The following is a 17,402-nucleotide window of genomic DNA, read 5'->3' on the forward strand; positions in this document are numbered from 1 at the left end:
ATAGCCATGCTTCTAAAATATCTTGGAAGAAAGGCTCGCCGTTATTTTCAATTAAATGTTGGACATAAACATAAAAAATAATTTTTTGTAATTTCATTCGAGTAAGTTCATATTTTTGATGAAAATTTTCGATAATATAATTGGCAACATCGAAAATGTTAATGGGCGATTCCATGATTGGTACCTCTTAGTTTTTAGTTTCTTAAAATCAATATAAGGATAATCGGAATAATCAATAAAAAATTTAACTTGTCTCATATCGATATCTTTTAATTCTTTCTTCTTTTCAAAAGCCTAAAGGCGTTTATGAAATTTATCGTTAAAAAGGTAAATGATCTTGTGGTTTATTGTCTAAAAAGATGACATTTTGGAGAATCACTTTGGTTGTGGTTCTTGTTTGGCCTTGGTGATTTTGATATTTTTGGTTCGATAAACTCCCTTCGATATATACTTTGGAACCTTTATGTAAAAAATGACTCATATTTTCCGCCAGTTTCCGAAACGCGACACAAGGAATAAATTGGACTTGCTCTTTGTGATTAACAGCTAATTGAAAATCAATTTTGGGAATTTGTTCGTGATGGCTATTAATGTATTGTTTTTCTAAATTATGGCTCAAACGGCCGATTAATTGGACTTTGTTTAACATCATTTATCGCTCTTTCGATATATTTTTTTTAATTTTTTAATAGCGATGTTTTTAATATTTTCGACTTGTCTTAAAGTTAAATTTAGTTGTTCAGCGATTTCCGTGTTGGTATAACAGCTTTGGTAATTTTCATGGATATTGCCTAAAGGAACCCCGAAACTTAAATGAATAATTGGGAATTCGGTGGCACTTAATTTCTTTTTCATTGTTTTTAAAAAAAGTTCGTGATGCCCTTGTTTTAACCATCGTTGATGAGGATTAAGGTTATTTAGGGAAAATGGCGCATAAACTTCTTCTTGTAAAGACAAATTATTTGATTTATGTTTTTTTCGAGGAATTGCAGGCGAATGACTTTTTCTGATTAGTTCGCTGATTTCAAATTTAATAACAGGAGTAGCATAGGTAATAAATTCACAACCTAAATCTATGTAATTATCGAGGGCTTTCATTAAGCCTAAAATTCCTTCTTGTTCTAAATCGGCTCGGGTTAAACAACGTGGATAATATTTAAATTGATAAACTAGTTTTTTAACTAAAGGTAGATGAAGTTCAATTAATTGATCTCGTATTGCTAAATTCTTTTTATTTTTTAAAAATTCTTTAAATAATTCTTGTCTTAACATGCAATTCCTTTCTAAAAACATTTTTAGAAAAGACAGGAAATTATTTTTTTAGTCTTTTAAAATAAAAAAGACTAACTTAACAGTTAGTCTTCAAAAATTTTTAAAAAATAAAAAGTGTCTAAAGTTTGGGAACACCTCAGTACCCCCGGAATTGATAATAAAACCATCGATGGAATTAATCTTATAAAGACTAGCAAGATACCATCAGGAATACGTCAATAACGGCTATAACCCAAAACCAGTTAAAAGAATCCTCATTCCTAATAGATAATAAAAGAGCTAGACCCCTAGGTCTACCTACTATCAAAGATCGGCTAATACAAAAATGCCTCGAACAACTCTTAACTCCCTGTTTTGCAAATATTTTTTCGGAATGAAGCTTCGAATTTAGAACCAAAAAATCTTGTCACGATGCCATCGAACGCGTCAAATAAAGATTTCAAGGCAATATGAATATCTGGTTCTTCCCAAGGAGGGATTATTTCCCCATGTTGGCGAATGTATACTTACATCATATCGATCTGAAAATGGAGGAACTGATTAAAGAAGGAAAACAAATTTGGAAGAATAATCCAGAGTATGGGAAGGCATGGTCTAAAAACCAGCACCATCAACTGGGGACTGATAGTCTTATCAACCTAAACCCAAAACCAAGAATTGAGTACATCCGTTATGCTGATGATTTTATCATCGGTGTCAAAGACGAATATGACCAAGCCGAGAAGATTAAGAATCACATAGTCCAATGGCTAGAGCAAGATCTAAAACTTACCATAAATAAGAATAAATCGAAAATTGTAAAAGCTAGTAAAGAAACAAAGTTCTTATCATACATGGCAAAGGTAAACCCCCCACCAATAAAACTCGTACAAGGAAATCCACAAAGAATTCCTTCAACGGAAAAGTTCAAATCTAGATTCCCCAAGCGAAAGCCAAAGAATACGGACATGAATATAATTGGGTAAAAGAGGGAAAGGTAAAACACGACGAAACATGAGCGAAGAGAGACGAATTAGAAATAATCCGGACCTATCAAACAATTGTTAGAGGAATTTATCCAATACTTTTGTTTAGCTAACAATCTCGGTGTTTTAACCCATCTAAATTATCTAGCTGAAGATAGCTGTTTTAAAACACTGGCAAGGAAACGTAAAACGTCAATTGCCAGAGTCCGAAAGAAATTCAATAAAGGTTCAACTTGGGGTATCTCCTATATTAATAAGGGAAAGACTCAATACGAACCATGGGACGTTTACTCCTGGGATAAAATTAAAAAAATGCGTAACTATAAGGGAAATCCGGACATTGCCATTAATAGATTTATGTTCCAAGGTTGTACGAAGCTCACCGACCGTCTAAAAGCGGAACGTTGTAAAAACTGCGACAAAACAACTCAACTTCAAATTCATCACATTGGGACAGTTCGCAACGCGAATCGCCAAAGGATCACGAATAAAAGTACAAAGGTATTATGTAATAATTGTCGTCGCAAGATAACCAATCAACAAATACATGATATTAAAAAGGATAATAACGATAAGAATAAATAGCTATTTTATTAATGAAAATTAATAAATTTTGAAGTATTTTTTTGAAAAATATAAAATATATATTAAAATATTATCATTAAAATTGATTACAAATAGACTTACATAATAATCAGCCAATATTTAATTTTTTTATTTTCTAATTAGAATTAGAATCTAATATTTGTTGTAAAATCATTTTATAATCATGTTTCTTTAAATAAGAAGAATTATCTAATAATGTAAAACATATTTCTTCCTTAGAAAAGCGAGGAATTATATGAACATGATAATGATAAACAGTTTGTCCAGCTACTTCTCCATTATTATTTATTAAATTTAGACCAGAAGCTTTAAAAGCCTTTATCAATATATGACTAATTTGATAAACTATTTTAAATAAATGAACAAAAACATCTTGCGGTACATCTTGAATATCAGAATAAACTTTTTTAGTAATAACCAAAGTATGACCACGAGTAACCTGAGCAATATCTAAAAAAGCCATAACCAAATCATCTTCATAAATAATATAACTCGGTATTTGTTTATTAACTATTTTCAAAAAAACATTATGCATATTGCTTATTCCTTTTTATAAAAATTTTAATTTAAATAATATTTTTTTGAAAATTTCAATAAAATTCAATTTTAAAATTAAGATCGATTAAAAAAAATATTCTTACTAAAATTTTTAAAATTAATTTTAGCAATTTTATAAAAAATAGATAAACCATATTTTTCATAAATTAATTGAATTTGTTGATTCACCAAATCAGAAGCTCCTAAAATTAACTTTACATTATTAAGTTGCCCTAATTTTTCTATCTCTCTTAAAAATAAATAACGAGCGATAATAGAAGAAGCGGCTACACATAAAAATTTAGATTCAGCTTTAGTTTTGAATATAATATGACGATAAACATTAGATTCTGTTTTTAAATAATTAAAATAACAAGATTCAGTTGCAAATTGATCTATAATGACTGGAGATGAAAATTTTAAATTATGATAAAATCTTAAAATTAATTTATTATATAAATAAGCAAGTATATGATTAAGATTTAATTTTTTATTGATTAAATTATTGTAATCCAAAGGTTGTAAAATTTCAAAATCATAATCAATATTTTTCATTAAAAAAGGAGCTATTCGAAAAATAGAATTTTTACTTAATAATTTAGAATCTTTAATTTTATTGCGTAATAAAAAATCTGCTAATTCATGTTTTATATAAACTATACCAACAACTATAGGACCGAATACATCGCCCTTACCCGATTCATCCGCTCCCACACAATCAATATAATTTTGCAAATTTTTCTTCATAAATTAAAAAACTCCTATCTAAAATAATTCTTATCGATGAAGATTTTAAAATATTATTTTTTTTCAAATATAATCAATAAAAATAGATATTTATATTTCGAATAAATTCTTATATTATTTCTTATTATAATATTATAATAACCCGACCTACGTTATTATCCTTTCATATTTATTATCATTGGCTATTGATGAAATAACCTAGTATTTCAAAAATCCTCTTTAATACAAATTCCAATTAATAGGTTTTTTTTGATGGTGTTTTAAATATTCATTAGCACGAGAAAAGGGTTTAGAACCGAAAAAACCTTGATAAGCAGAGAAAGGAGAAGGATGACTGCTTTCGATAATTAAATTATCCTTAATATTAATATATTCTTTATACTCTTGAGCTTTTTTCCCCCATAAAATATAAACAATATTTTTTTTCAAAGACAAATAGTTAAATATATTAATAATAAAAATATGCCAACCAATATTTTTGTGACTCAAAGGTAATCCTTGTTCAACAGTTAAAATGGTGTTTAATAACAATACTCCTTCATAAGCCCAAGAAAATAATTGATTTCTAAAATTTATAATAGATAAATCATTTTGTAACTCGGTAAAAATATTCTTTAAACTTTTAGGAGTATCCCAAGATAAAGTACTAAATGCTAAGCCGTGAGCTTGATTAGGTCCAGGATAAGGATCCTGCCCTAAAATAACCACTTTTACTTTTTCCCAAGAAGTGAATTTAAAAGCGTTAAAAATATTTTTTGTGTTGGGCAAAATTTTTTTCCCTAACTTAGATTGAGTTATCAAAAAATTTTTTATTTTAATAAAATAATTTTTACGTTGTTCTTTGTAAATAATACGTTCCCAATTTATATCAATCAACATAAAATATTATATCACCATATCACCCTTAAAAAAACTCCTTTAATAAAATATTGATCTGAATTAATGAATTGAAATTTTAAACTAAATTATCATCAGATTTAGATTCTCCAAAAATAATCAAATAAAATAATAATAAAATCATTCCCCATATAAAAATATAAGTAATCTCGTAAGGAATTTTAAAAGAATATTTATAAAAAATATTTTTATAAGGAATTTCTCTTTCAAAGTTTTGAATAGTCGAATTATTATCACCTTTAGTAGTAACACATTTTTTTTGATGATCATTCTCAACTACTCTATGAATAATAAAACTATCTTTTAAATCAATAAATTTAGATTCATCCGCTTTAAATATAATTATATCACCATCTAACTTTTCCGGCGGATTACTAGGTTTTAATGATTTACATTTATTTTCATCTAATATAGTGAAAAAAACTATATCATCTACACGCATTGAAGGTAACATACTCTCACTAGAAACACGAGAAAAATTAAAACGAAAAATTTGAGAAGTTTTTTCTTTATCTAAAATTAAATTACACAATAAAAATATAACTACAAAAAATAAAAATAAATGAAAAAAATAATAAATAATATTTCTAATAATAGTTAAACAAATATACCTTTTATATTTTATACATCCCATTAGCAAATCACCATAATGCGCCCATCTTTGAAAATATAATTAAAAAATTTATATATAAACTTATTATAAAATAACATCAAACATTCTAAAATAAATTCAAAAAATATCAAATAAATTAACAATAATTTTTAAATAAATTAATAAAAATAAAAATATTAAATAAATGAATCCTTAAAATATTGTTTAAATAATTCAACAACTAATATTGGGATTAAAGAAATAATTATAATAATAATTATATCCACAAAAGATAACTTAGCCAAATTAAAATATTTTTGGCAAATAGGAATAAATAAAATAATAAATTGCATCAAAAAACTTATTATAAAATAAATTATAAAAAGATTATTTTTGGTTTTAATGGAAAAAATAGACTTTGATAAACTTCTAAAATTCCAAGCATGAAATAATTGCGAAAAAGCTAAAACCATAAAAGCAAAAGTTTGGCCATATTTAATATTATCAACATTATGAATATAATAACCTAAAATAGCAGAACTAAAAACAATAATCCCCAACATTAAACCTTCTAAAAAGATTTTATAAATAATCGATTTATTTAAAAAATTACTATTTTTTTTAATCATAGATTTATCTATAATATTATATTCTGAAGGTTCCATACCTAAAGCTAAAGCTATCAAAGAGTCAGTAACTAAATTAATCCAAAGAATTTGTAAAGTATTCAAAATAATAAAATCAAAAGGAAAATAAAAAAAACCAAAAAAACTATTTAATAATATAAGACAAATTTCACCCATATTACAACTTAATAAAAAAACTAAACTTTTACGAATATTAACAAAAACATTTTGACCTTCTTTAATAGATGTCAAAATGGTATTAAAATTATCATTCATTAAAACAATATCAGCGCTTTGTTTGGTAATTTCCGCACCACTTAAGCCCATAGCTAATCCTACATCAGCTTGTTTAATGCTAGGTACATCATTAACTCCATCACCAATCATAGCCACTATATAACCTAATTTTTGCCAAGCTCTCACAATTTTTAATTTATGTTGAGGAATAGTACGAGCATAAACCTTGATGTTTATTAATTTTTCCAATAATTCTGTTTCGGTTAATTTATCTAATTCAGAACCATCAATAACTAAGTCGGTTTTTTGATTTAAAATTTTTAATTTATTAGCTACTTGAATAGCTGTATAACAATGATCACCTGTAATCATAATTGTTTGAATATTGGCATCATGACATTCTCGAATTGATTGAAAAACTTCTAATTTTATAGGATCTTCAATGCCTACTAATCCAACTAAAATAATATTTTCACCTAAAATATACAAAATTTCTTTTAAAGAAATATTATCAGATAAAAAACGATAATCAAAAAAATTTGTAAAAGCAATCCCTAACACTTTATAACCCATTTGAGCTTTTTGATTTAAATTAAATTCAAACTCTTCTTTATATTTTTCACTTTTAATAACATTTTTTTGTTTTTTATCAATATAAATATAATATGACAAATCTAATATGATTTCTCCAGCGCCTTTAAAAATAGTTAAATATTGATTTTGATATTTGTATATAGCCATCATTAATTTCAAATGATCATCAAAAGGAAATATTTTAATTAATTCATATTGTTGTTGTAACTTGGAAACATTAATGTTCAAAACTTTAGATAATTCTAAAAAGGCACGATCTACAGAATCTAACAAATTGGAACAAGAAATAATTTTTCCATTATAATACTGAGCAATACTATTACACAAAAGACCATAATAAATTAACTCTTGATAAGTTAAAAGCAAATTATCGCAAATTAACTTATTAGAATAATCAATATGATAAAAATCAGAATAAACATATAATGATTTAATTAATAATTTATTATGAGTAAGAGTACCTGTTTTATCTGTGCAAATAACATTAATTGAACCCAATCGTTCTAAAGTTTTTAAATTTTTAACAATAGCATTTTCTTTAGCTATCTTTTTTATACCAAAAGCGAAAATAATAGTCATAATAGCTAATAAACCTTCGGGAATAACTGCCACAATTAAAGCGATAGAAGACAACAAATAACTACTAATAATATTCCAACTCAAATAATTAAAAAATAGATAATATTTAAAAATATTAAAAATAAAATTTATCAAAATTAAAACAAAAATAATAATACTCAATATTTTAGTTAATTTTTGTAAATAAAATTCTAAAACTGTTTTTTCTTTTTGAACTGTTCGAGATAATTTAGCAATATTGCCTATTTGAGTTTTCATGCCTGTATTAATAACTAAAGCTTCAGCATTTCCATTAATTACAACAGTATTCATAAATAACAAATTTTTCTGATTAAGTAAATTAGAATCGTTAATTTGAATATCAGCTTGTTTAGCAACTGCTATAGATTCACCTGTTAAAATCGCTTCATCAACTTGTAAGTTATTAGAAGTTAATAAACGTAAATCTGCAGGAACTATATCTCCTTTATCCAAAAAAACAATATCTCCTGGAACCAACTGATCACTAGTTATTGATTTCACATTAGATTCTCGTAAAACTTTTACATATATTTTAGTAGTTTTAGTAATGATATCGAAAGATTTATCTTTCTGATGTTCCTGAAAAGCGCCAAAAACAGAATTACCTAATATAATTATTAAAATTAAAATACCTTCATATAACTCTTCTTGATGGCTAGTGAAAATTCCTATTATTAAATTAATAAAAGCTGCTATTAATAAAATGTATATAAAAAAGTTATTTAACTGACTAAAAAATTTTTTTATTAAAGATCGAGGTTTAGTTTTGAACAATTCATTCAAACCATTTTCAATTAATCTAGTTCGAACTTGTTGTTCTGTTAATCCTGTTGTTAAATTAGTTTTTAACTCTTCAACTAATAATAATATTTCAGAATTATAAAACAAAGAATTCATATATTACTCAACCAAACCTTCTAAGAAATATGCCTCATCATTATTATTAATTTAAATAATAAAATAAATAAAAAAAGAAAAATTACCAAATTACTTAGAATCATTCGAATTATAAAAATAACAAAATTATTTTATCTGTTTAGAAATAATAGGCTTAGTCACTTTAACTTTGGTAATTACTAAACCATTATGAGACAAACCATCAAACACCCAATCATTATAAACTATCTTTATTTTTTCATTACTTTCTGGCATTCTACCTAATTTATCCAACATAAAACCACTTAAAGTATCATAATCATCTACTGGTAAATTAGCATTTAAATATTCTTCTATATCACAAAGATGAGCAGTACCTTTGATAATAAATTCTTGATTAGAGATTTTAACAATTTCAAAATCGTTTTTATCATATTCATCTTGAATTTCACCTAAAATTTCTTCAATAACATCTTCAATAGTTACAATACCAGCTGTACCACCATATTCATCAACTACAATAGCCATATGTTTTTGTTTAGACTGCATTTCTTTTAATAATTCGCTAATATTTTTAAATTCTGTAATATAAAAAACTCTTCTCAAATAATGATTAATATTAAATTTTGAATAATTATTTTTATAAGAACGTGGATCGTTCGTTATCAATAAAACTTTAAAAAGATCTTTAATATGCACTATACCTAAAATCTTATCCAAATTTTCCATATAAACAGGGAATCGAGTATATTTCTCTTTTAAAATAAATTCTCTTAATTCATTAATATTAATATCATGACGAATAGCTACAATTTCTTTTCTATGACGCATAATATCCGAAACTTTAGTAGTATTAAAATCAAAAATATTTTGTATCATATTATTTTCATTACTATTGATAACTCCTTGGTTATAAGAAGAACTTAACAAAAAACGTAATTCATCTTCAGAAACAATATCTTGAGTTTTATTAGGATCAATTCTTAAACAATACAGAATAATATTACTTATTTGATGCAATAACCAAACAAAAGGTTTCATAAAAAAACAAACTAAATTAAATAAACCTAATAAATAATAAGCAGTTTTTAAAGGATAAATTAGAGCAATTCGTTTAGGAATGATATCTCCCAAAACCAAAGAAAGAAGAGTTAATAAAATTTGAATCTCACCATGAGAATCATGATGCAACATATAACCTTGAATTACTGTCAATATATGAATAACAATTTGAATAACAGACAAAAAATGAGTAGGTTTAGATTTAATTTTTTTAATTTTTAAGGCTTTTTTAATACCTTTTTCTATTTCAATATCTAATTTACTTTCACTTAAAGAAACTAAAGATATTTCGATGGCTGACAATAAAGCATTGATAAAAATTAATGCTATGATAGTCAAAATAATTATACTCATTTTATTTTATAACCTCTTTCGCATTTGAATGGAATAAAATATAGGTTATAAAAAATAAAACTTTTTAAATAATTATTTTTATCATCATGTTCCATACGTTTAAATTAACTTATTCTCCTTTTTTTAATTTCTTATTTTATTAAGAACAACTTTGAGTAATTTTACCATAAATTCAAACAAAAGTAAAATCATTCATTTTTAAATTAATTTTAATTTTCATATCTTTTTAATAAGCTCTAGCAAATAAAATAGTTTGATTTGCTTTTTTATGAGTCACAGGACAAATTTTATTTAATAATTTTTCTTTCAAAATTACTCGAGCTGTAGCGCCTGTTTCTTTTTTGATAATTTCTTCCGCCTCATTAGCTAAAACACTCATCTTAACATATCCTTTTTTGAATAAATTAATTTTAAATTCCTCATAATTATTAGCAATATAAATATGTTTTGTCATACGTTGTAAAGCTTTATCAAACATATTTTGATGGATATTTTTAAATAATTCGGTTATATTGATTAATAATTCAGACGCATTAATAATAATTTTTTTTCGACTATGTCTAATAAAAATCGTTATTTGATCATTTTGCAATTCTTGTTCCCCTATTTCTAATCTCAAAGGAATACCTTGTAATTCATAATGACTAAATTTCCAACCAATATTTTTATTTTGTATATCCAATTTAGTTCGATATTTTTTAAATAACTGTTTATAATAAAAATTAACTTTAGTTAATAAAAGAGAATTATTTAACCTTAAAGGAATAATAACTATTTGTATAGGAGCAATATAAGGAGGCATAACTAAACCTTCATCATCGCCATGAACCATAATTATAGCACCTATCAACCTAGATGAAACGGCCCAAGATGTCTGATGAGCTAATTGTATAACGGAATTTTGATCTTGAAATTGAATTTTAAAAATTTTCGAAAAATTAGTTCCTAAATAATGAGATGTACCAGCTTGTAAAGATTGACCATCATACATTAAAGTTTCGATAGCATAAGTCGTCACAGCTCCTTTAAATTTTTCTTTTTCTGTTTTAATACCCGAAATAAAAGGTATAGCTAACAATTTTTTTCCTAATTTTTTATACAAATTCAGAATATAAAGAGTTTCTGTCAGAGCTTCTTTTTTAGAGGCATGAACTGTATGACCTTCTTGCCATAAAAATTCTTTGCTTCTTAAAAAAGGCTTGGTATTTTTTTCCCAACGAACCACACTACACCATTGATTAAATAATTTAGGCAAATCTCTATAAGAAGTAATAATATTAGAATAATATTTAGAAAAAATTACTTCCGAAGTCGGACGAAGAATCAATTTAGATGGCAATAATTGATCAGTAATCTTATCAATAATCAAAGTTTCGGGAGCGAAACCTTTAATATGATCTTTTTCTAACTGAAACAAATTTTCAGAAAAAAGCAAAGGAAAATAAACATTTTGGTGATTACTTTTTTTTAAATAATGATTTAAAAATTTTTGTATCATTTCCCATAAAAAATAACCATTAGGTAAATAAATAAAAAAACCTGGTACATCAGAATAAGAAATCAATTTAGCCTTTAAACAAAGATCTGTATACCATTGACTAAAATCAATATCACGAAAATGAACCGTTTTAACTAATTTTTTTTTCATATTTTATAACCTTTTATAAAAATAACCTTAAAAATAACTAAAATTATTAGATCATAATATCTATCAAATAACAAATTATATAAACTTAATAAATAAATTCATAAATATTTTATATTTATTATGATTTTATTAAATAAATTGATTTAAAATCAATAACTAGATAAAAATAAAAACAAATAAACTTATTAAAATTTATTCAATAACCTAGAAAATAATTTTATTTTATCTATATTTTCCCAACTAAATTTATAATTATCGATACCAAAATGTCCATATTTAGCAGTCATACGAAAAATAGGTTTAGTTAAATTTAATTGATTACTAATACCTTGGGGACTTAAATCGAAATTATTATAAATTGTCTCAAGAATGAGATTATCATTAACTTTACTAGTATTAAAAGTATTAATAAACAAACCGACAGGAAAATTTACTCCAATGACATAAGCTATTTGTAATTCGCATTTATCACAAAATACGGATAGATTAATTGCGTTTTATGTGGCGATTTGTATTTGCCGTTTTATTTACAATCAGCCCCCGTCCAAACCGGACAAGCAAGTTTCCAAGCATCCGGCTTTCCATAATTTACTCTCTTGCGAGAACTAATTTCCCCTCACGGTTGATTAGTTATTTATTCTTATCATTCCTAATTTTTTTTGATATCATGTATTTGTTGATTGGTTATCTTGCGATGACAATCTTTACATAATACCTTGGTACTTTTATTCATGATCCTTTGGTGGTTCGCGTTGCGGACCGTGCCAATGTGATGAATTTGCAGTTGGGTTGTTTTGTCACAGTTCTCACAACATTCCGCTTTCAAGCGGTCAGTTAGATGTGTGCGACTTTGGAATATAAATCTATTAATGGTAATATCCGGATTTCCCTTGTAGTTACGCATTTTTTTGATTTTATCCCAAGAGTAGACAACCCAAGGTTCATATAGGGTTTCTCCTTTGTTAATATAGGAAATACCCCAAGTTGAACCTATATGGAATTTTTTTCGAACTCTGGCAATCGATGTTTTCCATTTTCTTGCCAGTGTTTTCAAACAGCTATCTTCAACTAGATAGTTTAGATAGGTTAAAACACCGAGATTATTAGCTAAACAAAAGTATTGGATAATTCCTCTAACAATTGTTTGATAGGTCCGGATTATTTCTAATTCGTCTCGATCCGCTAATGTTATGTCGTGTTTCACCTTCCCCTCTTTTAACCAATTATATTCATGTCCGTATTCTTTGGCTTTCGTTTGGGGAATTTGGATTTGAACTTTCCCATTGAAGGAATTCTTTGTAGAGTTCCTTGTACGAGTTTTATTGGTGGGATTTATCTTTACCATGTAAGATAAGAACTTTGTTCCTTTACTAGCTTTCACAATTTTCGATTTACTCTTATTTATGATAAGTTTTAGATTTTGTTCTAGCCATTGGACTACTTGATTCTTAATCTTCTCGGCTTTGTCATATTCACCTTTAATACCAATGATAAAATCGTCAGCGTAGCGGATGTACTCAACTCTTGTCTTTGGGTTTAGATTGATATGCCTATCAACCCCCCAGTTCGTGGTGCTGGTTTTTAATATATGCTTTTCTGTATTCTGGGTTTCCTTTCTTAATTGGTTTTCCTTCTTTAATCAGTTCCCCCCATTTTCAGGTCGATGTCGTGTAAATATACATTCGCCAACAAAGGGGAAATAATTCCTCCTTGAGGAGAGCCTGATAAAGATTCGTATTTGATTCCATCTTTCATGAAGCCAGCTCTTAACCATTTGTTAATGGTTGAGAGAGTTTTACTCTTTTTGATGAACCGATTTAAGGTTCTTATGAGAATTTCATGATTGATGGTATCAAAGTAACCTTTTAAGTCAATTTTGATAATATAGTCAAGCCCTTTAAATCTTTGTTTGACACGTTTGATAGCGTCATGACAAGATTTTTGGTTCTAAATCCCAAGTTCCATGCTGAAAAGATATTTTCAAAATAGGGAGCTAAGAGTTGTTCCAGGCATTTTTGCATTAACCGATCTTTGATCGTGGGTAACCCCAAGGGTCTGGTTCCTTTATTATCACTGGGAATGAGAATCCTTTTAACTGGTTTGGGGTTATAACCGTTATTGACGTATTCCTGATGGTATCTTTCGAGTCTTTCTAGATTAATCCCATCAATGGTTTCATTGTCAATACCCGGTGTTCCCGCCCCTTTTTTAGTCGCAATTCTTCAACTTATTATAAAAGTTATTTATTCCCTGCTGTAATTCTCTTTTTAAAGATTAGCCGCTTGATGAACGATATTGAATTCTCTTCAATGTTCGCGAAAGTTTAGTTTCTAGTGAAACTGTTGTTGATATTATATATCAACTCCTTCCTTGATACCATTGAATAAATAGTAAATTACTTTCTTCTTTCGCCCTATAAGAGTCATTAACTCTCTTCTCGGTAAGCCGATTAACTAAATTATTCCAAATTTAGGTTTACCCTTACGACTACTAAGAAGATTCTTTATCCTTGACCATCCGGGCTTTTATTTCCAGATTAGTAAATTTAATTACCTGATTTTAGGATTCTCCAAGTTACACTAAATTTCTACCTTAATTCCTTAGGGGAAGTATCCTCTTTTGGGAGGTTGATTCCAGGTTTTCTTTAGCTGATAAACTACTCAATATCTGGTGTTTCTATTAGTAGTCTCTGGACTGTCCGTCTAAGCAACTTCCGAACAGGTTTGGTTATTACATCAATTTCCTTCTTAGGCCATCTCAGGCTTCTCCATCGAATTATTTGGTGGCGGCATCTTCTTGACTAATTTGCTTTCGTCGCAACCCGCTTTTATGGTCTGCTATAATCCAACATCTTTTCATTTATCGGACCGACCATCTCCTTTCAGGGTTTATCGACCCTGGCTATTGGTTAGATAGCGCGAAATTTAGGCCTCTTTGGCGCCCCGCCAGAAGCAACAATATTTTTAGCTAAATACCTTAACATATATGCTCCACTACGATCAACTTTAGAAGCATCTTTGCCACTAAAACAACCTCCTCCATGACGTATTTCGCTACCATAACTATCTTGAATAATTTTTCTTCCTGTTAAACCAGTATCAAAAGAAGGACCTCCTTGGATAAAACTTCCTGCCGGATTAATATAAAATTTAGTTTTAGCATTTATGAATTTCACAGGAATAACAGGTTTAATAACATATTGTATAATATCATTTGAAAAAGTTTTATTATTTTTAATAATATTGCTATGATGAGAAGAAATCACAATTGAATCAATATAACATAAATTACCTTTTTCATCATATACCATAGTTAATTGCGTTTTACCATCCGGTTTTAAAAAAGGTAAAATTTTCTCTTCTCTTATTTTATTTAATTGTAAAGCTAAATTTCGAGATAATATAAACTGTAATGGCATATATTGGGGCGTTTCGTTAGTAGCGTAACCAAACATTGAACCTTGATCTCCGGCACCACCATTAACCGAAACAGCCCTATTAATTTCTTCAGATTGTTTATTTATCAAATTAACAACTAACAAATCTGAATAATAAAAATTATCTTCTTTATTTATATACCCTATATCTTTTACTGTCTCTCGAACAATATTTTCTATTTTTTTTTGTTCTAAATTAATAGAACTTTTAATTTCGCCGCAAAGAATAACTTTATTTTTAGTAACTATTGTTTCAATAGCGATCTTAGCGTGAGAATCTTGTTTAAGATAAGCATCTAATAAAACATCAGAAATTTGATCTGCTATTTTATCAGGATGTCCTTGAGATATGGATAGATTATTTGCGTTTTGATTTCAAAATTTATTTTATCTTTCTGATATCTATTACAAACAGCCCCCATCTAAACCGGACAAGCAAGTTTCCTTGCATCCGGCTTGCCATAATTTACCTTCTTGTAAAGACTAACCTTGTGTTACCACTAATTAGTTGTTTATTCTAATCATTCTTTGTTTTTTAAATTCTTTAATATCAGATATTGGTGCATTAATTCTCTGACGATAATAAGATATTTTTATCTCTCAAACTAATACGGATAGATTAATTGCGTTTTATGCAGCGATTTGTATTTGCCGTTTTATTTACAATCAGCCCCCGTCCAAACCGGACAAGCAAGTTTCCCAGCATCCGACTTTCCCTAATTTACTCTCTCTCAAGAACTAATTTCCCCTCGCGGTTGATTAGCTATTTATTCTTATCGTTCTTATTTTTTCTGATATCATGTATTTGTTGATTGGTTATCTTGCGACGACAATTATTACATAATACCTTTGTACTTTTATTCGTGATCCTTTGGCGATTCGCGTTGCGAACTGTCCCAATGTGATGAATTTAGAGTTGAGTTGTTTTGTCGCAGTTCTCACAACGTTCCGCTTTCAAGCAGTCAGTTAGATGCGTGCGATCATCTTGGAATATAAATCTATTAATGGTACCGGATTTCCCTTATAGTTGCGCATTTTTTTAATTTTATCACAAGAATAAACGTCCCATGGTTCGTATTGAGTCTTTCCCTTATTAATATAGGAGATACCCCAAATTGAACCTATATGGAATTTCTTTCGAACTCTGGCAATCGACGTTTTCCGTTTTCTTGCCAGTGTCTTCAAACAGCTATCTTCAGCTAGATAATTTAGATGAGTTAAAACACCGAGATTGTTAGCTAAACAAAAGTATTGGATATATTCCTCTAACAATTGTTTGATAGGTCCGGATTATTTCTAATTCGTCTCTCTTCGCTCATGTTTCGTCGTTTTTCACCTTTCCCTCTTTTAACCAATTATACTCATGTCCGTATTCCTTGGCTTTCGCTTGGGGAATTTGGGTTGGAACTTTACCGTTTAAGGAATACCGTTTAAGGAATTCTTTGTGGTGTTCCTTTCGCGAGTTTTATTGGTTGATTTTACCTTTACCATATATGATAAGAACTTTGTTCCTTTACTGGCTTTTACAATTTTCGATTTATCCTTACTGATCGTAAGTTTTAAATCTTGTTCTAGCCATTGGACTAATTGATTCTGAATCTTCTCGGCTTGGTCATATTCTCCTTTAACACCGATGATGAAGTCATCAGCATAACGGATGTACTCAATTCTTGGTTTTGGGTTTAGGTTGATAAGACTATCAGTCCCCAGTTGATGGTGCTGGTTTTTTAGTTCATGCTTTCCCATATTCCGGGTTGTTCTTCCTAATCGGCTTTCTTTCTTCAATCAATTCCTCCATTTTCGGGTCAATGTCATGTAAATATACATTCGCCAGCAGAGGAGAGATTATTCCTCCTTGAGGAGAACCTGATAAAGATTCGTATTTGATCCTATCCTTCATGAAACCAGCTTTCAACCATTTGTTAATGGTTGACAAAGTTTTATTCTTTCTGATGAATTGTTTTAAGGTTCCCATTAGAATTTCATGATTGATCTTATCAAAGTAGCCTTTTAAGTCGATTTTGACAATGTAAGCAATTCCTTGAAATCTTTGTTTGACGCGTTTGATGGCGTCATGACAGGATTTTTTTGGTTCTAAACCCAAGGCTCCATGCTGAAAAGATATTTTCAAAATAAGGAGTTAAGAAGTGTTCGAGACATTTTTGTATCAGCCAATCTTTGATGGCGGGTATAAACCCAAGGGTCTGGTTCTTTTATTATCACTAAGAATGAGAATTCTTTTAACTGGTTTGGGGTTATAACCATTATTGACGTATTCCTGCTGGTATCTTTCGAATCTTTCTAGATTAATCCCATCAATGGTTTCATTATCAATACCCGGTGTTCCCGCCCC

Annotated in this window: 16 protein-coding genes and 3 pseudogenes; 3 read left to right on the top strand and 16 right to left on the bottom strand. The window is 28.0% G+C overall.

Translation table 11 applies throughout. The annotated features are described in order from the left end of the window. Positions 1 to 319 precede the first annotated feature (319 nt). Positions 320 to 649: a single-stranded DNA-binding protein gene (locus tag OC698_RS01395; protein ID WP_304512949.1), complete on the bottom strand. Its 330-nt coding sequence runs from the start codon at positions 647 to 649 to the stop codon at positions 320 to 322. Beyond that, positions 649 to 1,272, bottom strand: a complete 624-nt coding sequence (locus tag OC698_RS01400) for a sigma-70 family RNA polymerase sigma factor (protein WP_304512950.1) — start codon at positions 1,270 to 1,272, stop codon at positions 649 to 651. Before OC698_RS01400 ends, OC698_RS01395 begins: the two co-directional genes overlap by 1 nt. A gap of 141 nt (positions 1,273 to 1,413) precedes the next feature. On the opposite strand from OC698_RS01400, the pseudogene OC698_RS03320 reads away from it, so the two are divergent. The 3 genes and pseudogenes from OC698_RS03320 to OC698_RS01410 all read left to right on the top strand — a co-directional run. Further along, positions 1,414 to 1,703: pseudogene (locus OC698_RS03320) on the top strand (group II intron reverse transcriptase/maturase); the annotation flags it as partial. 57 nt (positions 1,704 to 1,760) lie between these two features. Next, a complete protein-coding gene (locus OC698_RS01405; protein WP_304512951.1) occupies positions 1,761 to 2,237 on the top strand; it encodes a reverse transcriptase domain-containing protein in 477 nt (158 codons plus the stop codon). A gap of 75 nt (positions 2,238 to 2,312) precedes the next feature. Continuing rightward, positions 2,313 to 2,822: a group II intron reverse transcriptase/maturase gene (locus tag OC698_RS01410; RefSeq protein WP_304512952.1), complete on the top strand. Its 510-nt coding sequence runs from the start codon at positions 2,313 to 2,315 to the stop codon at positions 2,820 to 2,822. Positions 2,823 to 2,958: 136 nt separating this feature from the next. Here OC698_RS01410 and OC698_RS01415 read toward each other — a convergent pair whose 3' ends face one another. The 14 genes and pseudogenes from OC698_RS01415 to OC698_RS01495 all read right to left on the bottom strand — a co-directional run. After that, positions 2,959 to 3,378: an HIT family protein gene (locus tag OC698_RS01415; protein WP_304512953.1), complete on the bottom strand. Its 420-nt coding sequence runs from the start codon at positions 3,376 to 3,378 to the stop codon at positions 2,959 to 2,961. Between the two features lie 77 nt (positions 3,379 to 3,455). After that, the gene (locus tag OC698_RS01420) at positions 3,456 to 4,127 is read right to left on the bottom strand and encodes a ribonuclease HIII (RefSeq protein ID WP_304512954.1); all 672 of its coding nucleotides are present in this window, start codon (positions 4,125 to 4,127) and stop codon (positions 3,456 to 3,458) included. Between the two features lie 219 nt (positions 4,128 to 4,346). After that, positions 4,347 to 5,006: a uracil-DNA glycosylase gene (locus OC698_RS01425; protein WP_304512955.1), complete on the bottom strand. Its 660-nt coding sequence runs from the start codon at positions 5,004 to 5,006 to the stop codon at positions 4,347 to 4,349. A gap of 76 nt (positions 5,007 to 5,082) precedes the next feature. Beyond that, the gene (locus tag OC698_RS01430; RefSeq protein WP_304512956.1) at positions 5,083 to 5,658 is read right to left on the bottom strand and encodes a signal peptidase I; all 576 of its coding nucleotides are present in this window, start codon (positions 5,656 to 5,658) and stop codon (positions 5,083 to 5,085) included. A 155-nt stretch (positions 5,659 to 5,813) separates the two neighbouring features. Next, on the bottom strand, positions 5,814 to 8,570 hold the full coding sequence (locus OC698_RS01435) for a cation-translocating P-type ATPase (RefSeq protein ID WP_304512957.1): 2,757 nt from the start codon (positions 8,568 to 8,570) through the stop codon (positions 5,814 to 5,816). A 126-nt stretch (positions 8,571 to 8,696) separates the two neighbouring features. Beyond that, positions 8,697 to 9,965: a hemolysin family protein gene (locus tag OC698_RS01440; RefSeq protein ID WP_304512958.1), complete on the bottom strand. Its 1,269-nt coding sequence runs from the start codon at positions 9,963 to 9,965 to the stop codon at positions 8,697 to 8,699. Between the two features lie 226 nt (positions 9,966 to 10,191). After that, positions 10,192 to 11,613, bottom strand: a complete 1,422-nt coding sequence (gene proS / locus OC698_RS01445) for a proline--tRNA ligase (RefSeq protein WP_304512959.1) — start codon at positions 11,611 to 11,613, stop codon at positions 10,192 to 10,194. A gap of 185 nt (positions 11,614 to 11,798) precedes the next feature. Continuing rightward, positions 11,799 to 12,104, bottom strand: a complete 306-nt coding sequence (locus OC698_RS01450) for a methionine adenosyltransferase domain-containing protein (RefSeq protein WP_320411982.1) — start codon at positions 12,102 to 12,104, stop codon at positions 11,799 to 11,801. Between the two features lie 158 nt (positions 12,105 to 12,262). Then, positions 12,263 to 13,965 (bottom strand): annotated as a pseudogene (locus tag OC698_RS03325) (reverse transcriptase domain-containing protein). A gap of 556 nt (positions 13,966 to 14,521) precedes the next feature. Beyond that, positions 14,522 to 15,400, bottom strand: a complete 879-nt coding sequence (gene metK, locus OC698_RS01475; protein ID WP_320411984.1) for a methionine adenosyltransferase — start codon at positions 15,398 to 15,400, stop codon at positions 14,522 to 14,524. Between the two features lie 615 nt (positions 15,401 to 16,015). Next, entirely contained in the window at positions 16,016 to 16,321 is a 306-nt protein-coding gene (locus OC698_RS01480; protein ID WP_304512962.1) for a group II intron reverse transcriptase/maturase, read from the bottom strand. A gap of 144 nt (positions 16,322 to 16,465) precedes the next feature. After that, the gene (locus OC698_RS01485) at positions 16,466 to 16,795 is read right to left on the bottom strand and encodes a reverse transcriptase domain-containing protein (RefSeq protein ID WP_304512963.1); all 330 of its coding nucleotides are present in this window, start codon (positions 16,793 to 16,795) and stop codon (positions 16,466 to 16,468) included. After that, complete coding sequence (locus OC698_RS01490) at positions 16,782 to 17,180, bottom strand: reverse transcriptase/maturase family protein (RefSeq protein ID WP_304512964.1); 399 nt, start codon at positions 17,178 to 17,180, stop codon at positions 16,782 to 16,784. The genes OC698_RS01485 and OC698_RS01490 overlap by 14 nt, the downstream gene beginning before the upstream one ends. Positions 17,181 to 17,216: 36 nt before the next feature. Next, positions 17,217 to 17,402 (bottom strand): annotated as a pseudogene (locus OC698_RS01495) (hypothetical protein); the annotation flags it as partial.

Source organism: Candidatus Phytoplasma gossypii (assembly GCF_030586975.1).
GTDB lineage: Bacteria > Bacillota_I > Bacilli_A > Acholeplasmatales > Acholeplasmataceae > Phytoplasma > Phytoplasma citri.

Bases quoted from the DNA above. Each gene is read 5' to 3' on its own strand.
- OC698_RS01395 (WP_304512949.1), bottom strand. From the start codon at position 649: ATGTTAAACAAAGTCCAATTAATCGGCCGTTTGAGCCATAATTTAGAA.
- OC698_RS01400 (WP_304512950.1), bottom strand. From the start codon at position 1,272: ATGTTAAGACAAGAATTATTTAAAGAATTTTTAAAAAATAAAAAGAAT.
- OC698_RS01405 (WP_304512951.1), top strand. From the start codon at position 1,761: ATGTTGGCGAATGTATACTTACATCATATCGATCTGAAAATGGAGGAA.
- OC698_RS01415 (WP_304512953.1), bottom strand. From the start codon at position 3,378: ATGCATAATGTTTTTTTGAAAATAGTTAATAAACAAATACCGAGTTAT.
- OC698_RS01420 (WP_304512954.1), bottom strand. From the start codon at position 4,127: ATGAAGAAAAATTTGCAAAATTATATTGATTGTGTGGGAGCGGATGAA.
- OC698_RS01425 (WP_304512955.1), bottom strand. From the start codon at position 5,006: ATGTTGATTGATATAAATTGGGAACGTATTATTTACAAAGAACAACGT.
- OC698_RS01430 (WP_304512956.1), bottom strand. From the start codon at position 5,658: ATGGGATGTATAAAATATAAAAGGTATATTTGTTTAACTATTATTAGA.
- OC698_RS01435 (WP_304512957.1), bottom strand. From the start codon at position 8,570: ATGAATTCTTTGTTTTATAATTCTGAAATATTATTATTAGTTGAAGAG.
- OC698_RS01440 (WP_304512958.1), bottom strand. From the start codon at position 9,965: ATGAGTATAATTATTTTGACTATCATAGCATTAATTTTTATCAATGCT.
- proS (WP_304512959.1), bottom strand. From the start codon at position 11,613: ATGAAAAAAAAATTAGTTAAAACGGTTCATTTTCGTGATATTGATTTT.
- OC698_RS01485 (WP_304512963.1), bottom strand. From the start codon at position 16,795: ATGGGAAAGCATGAACTAAAAAACCAGCACCATCAACTGGGGACTGAT.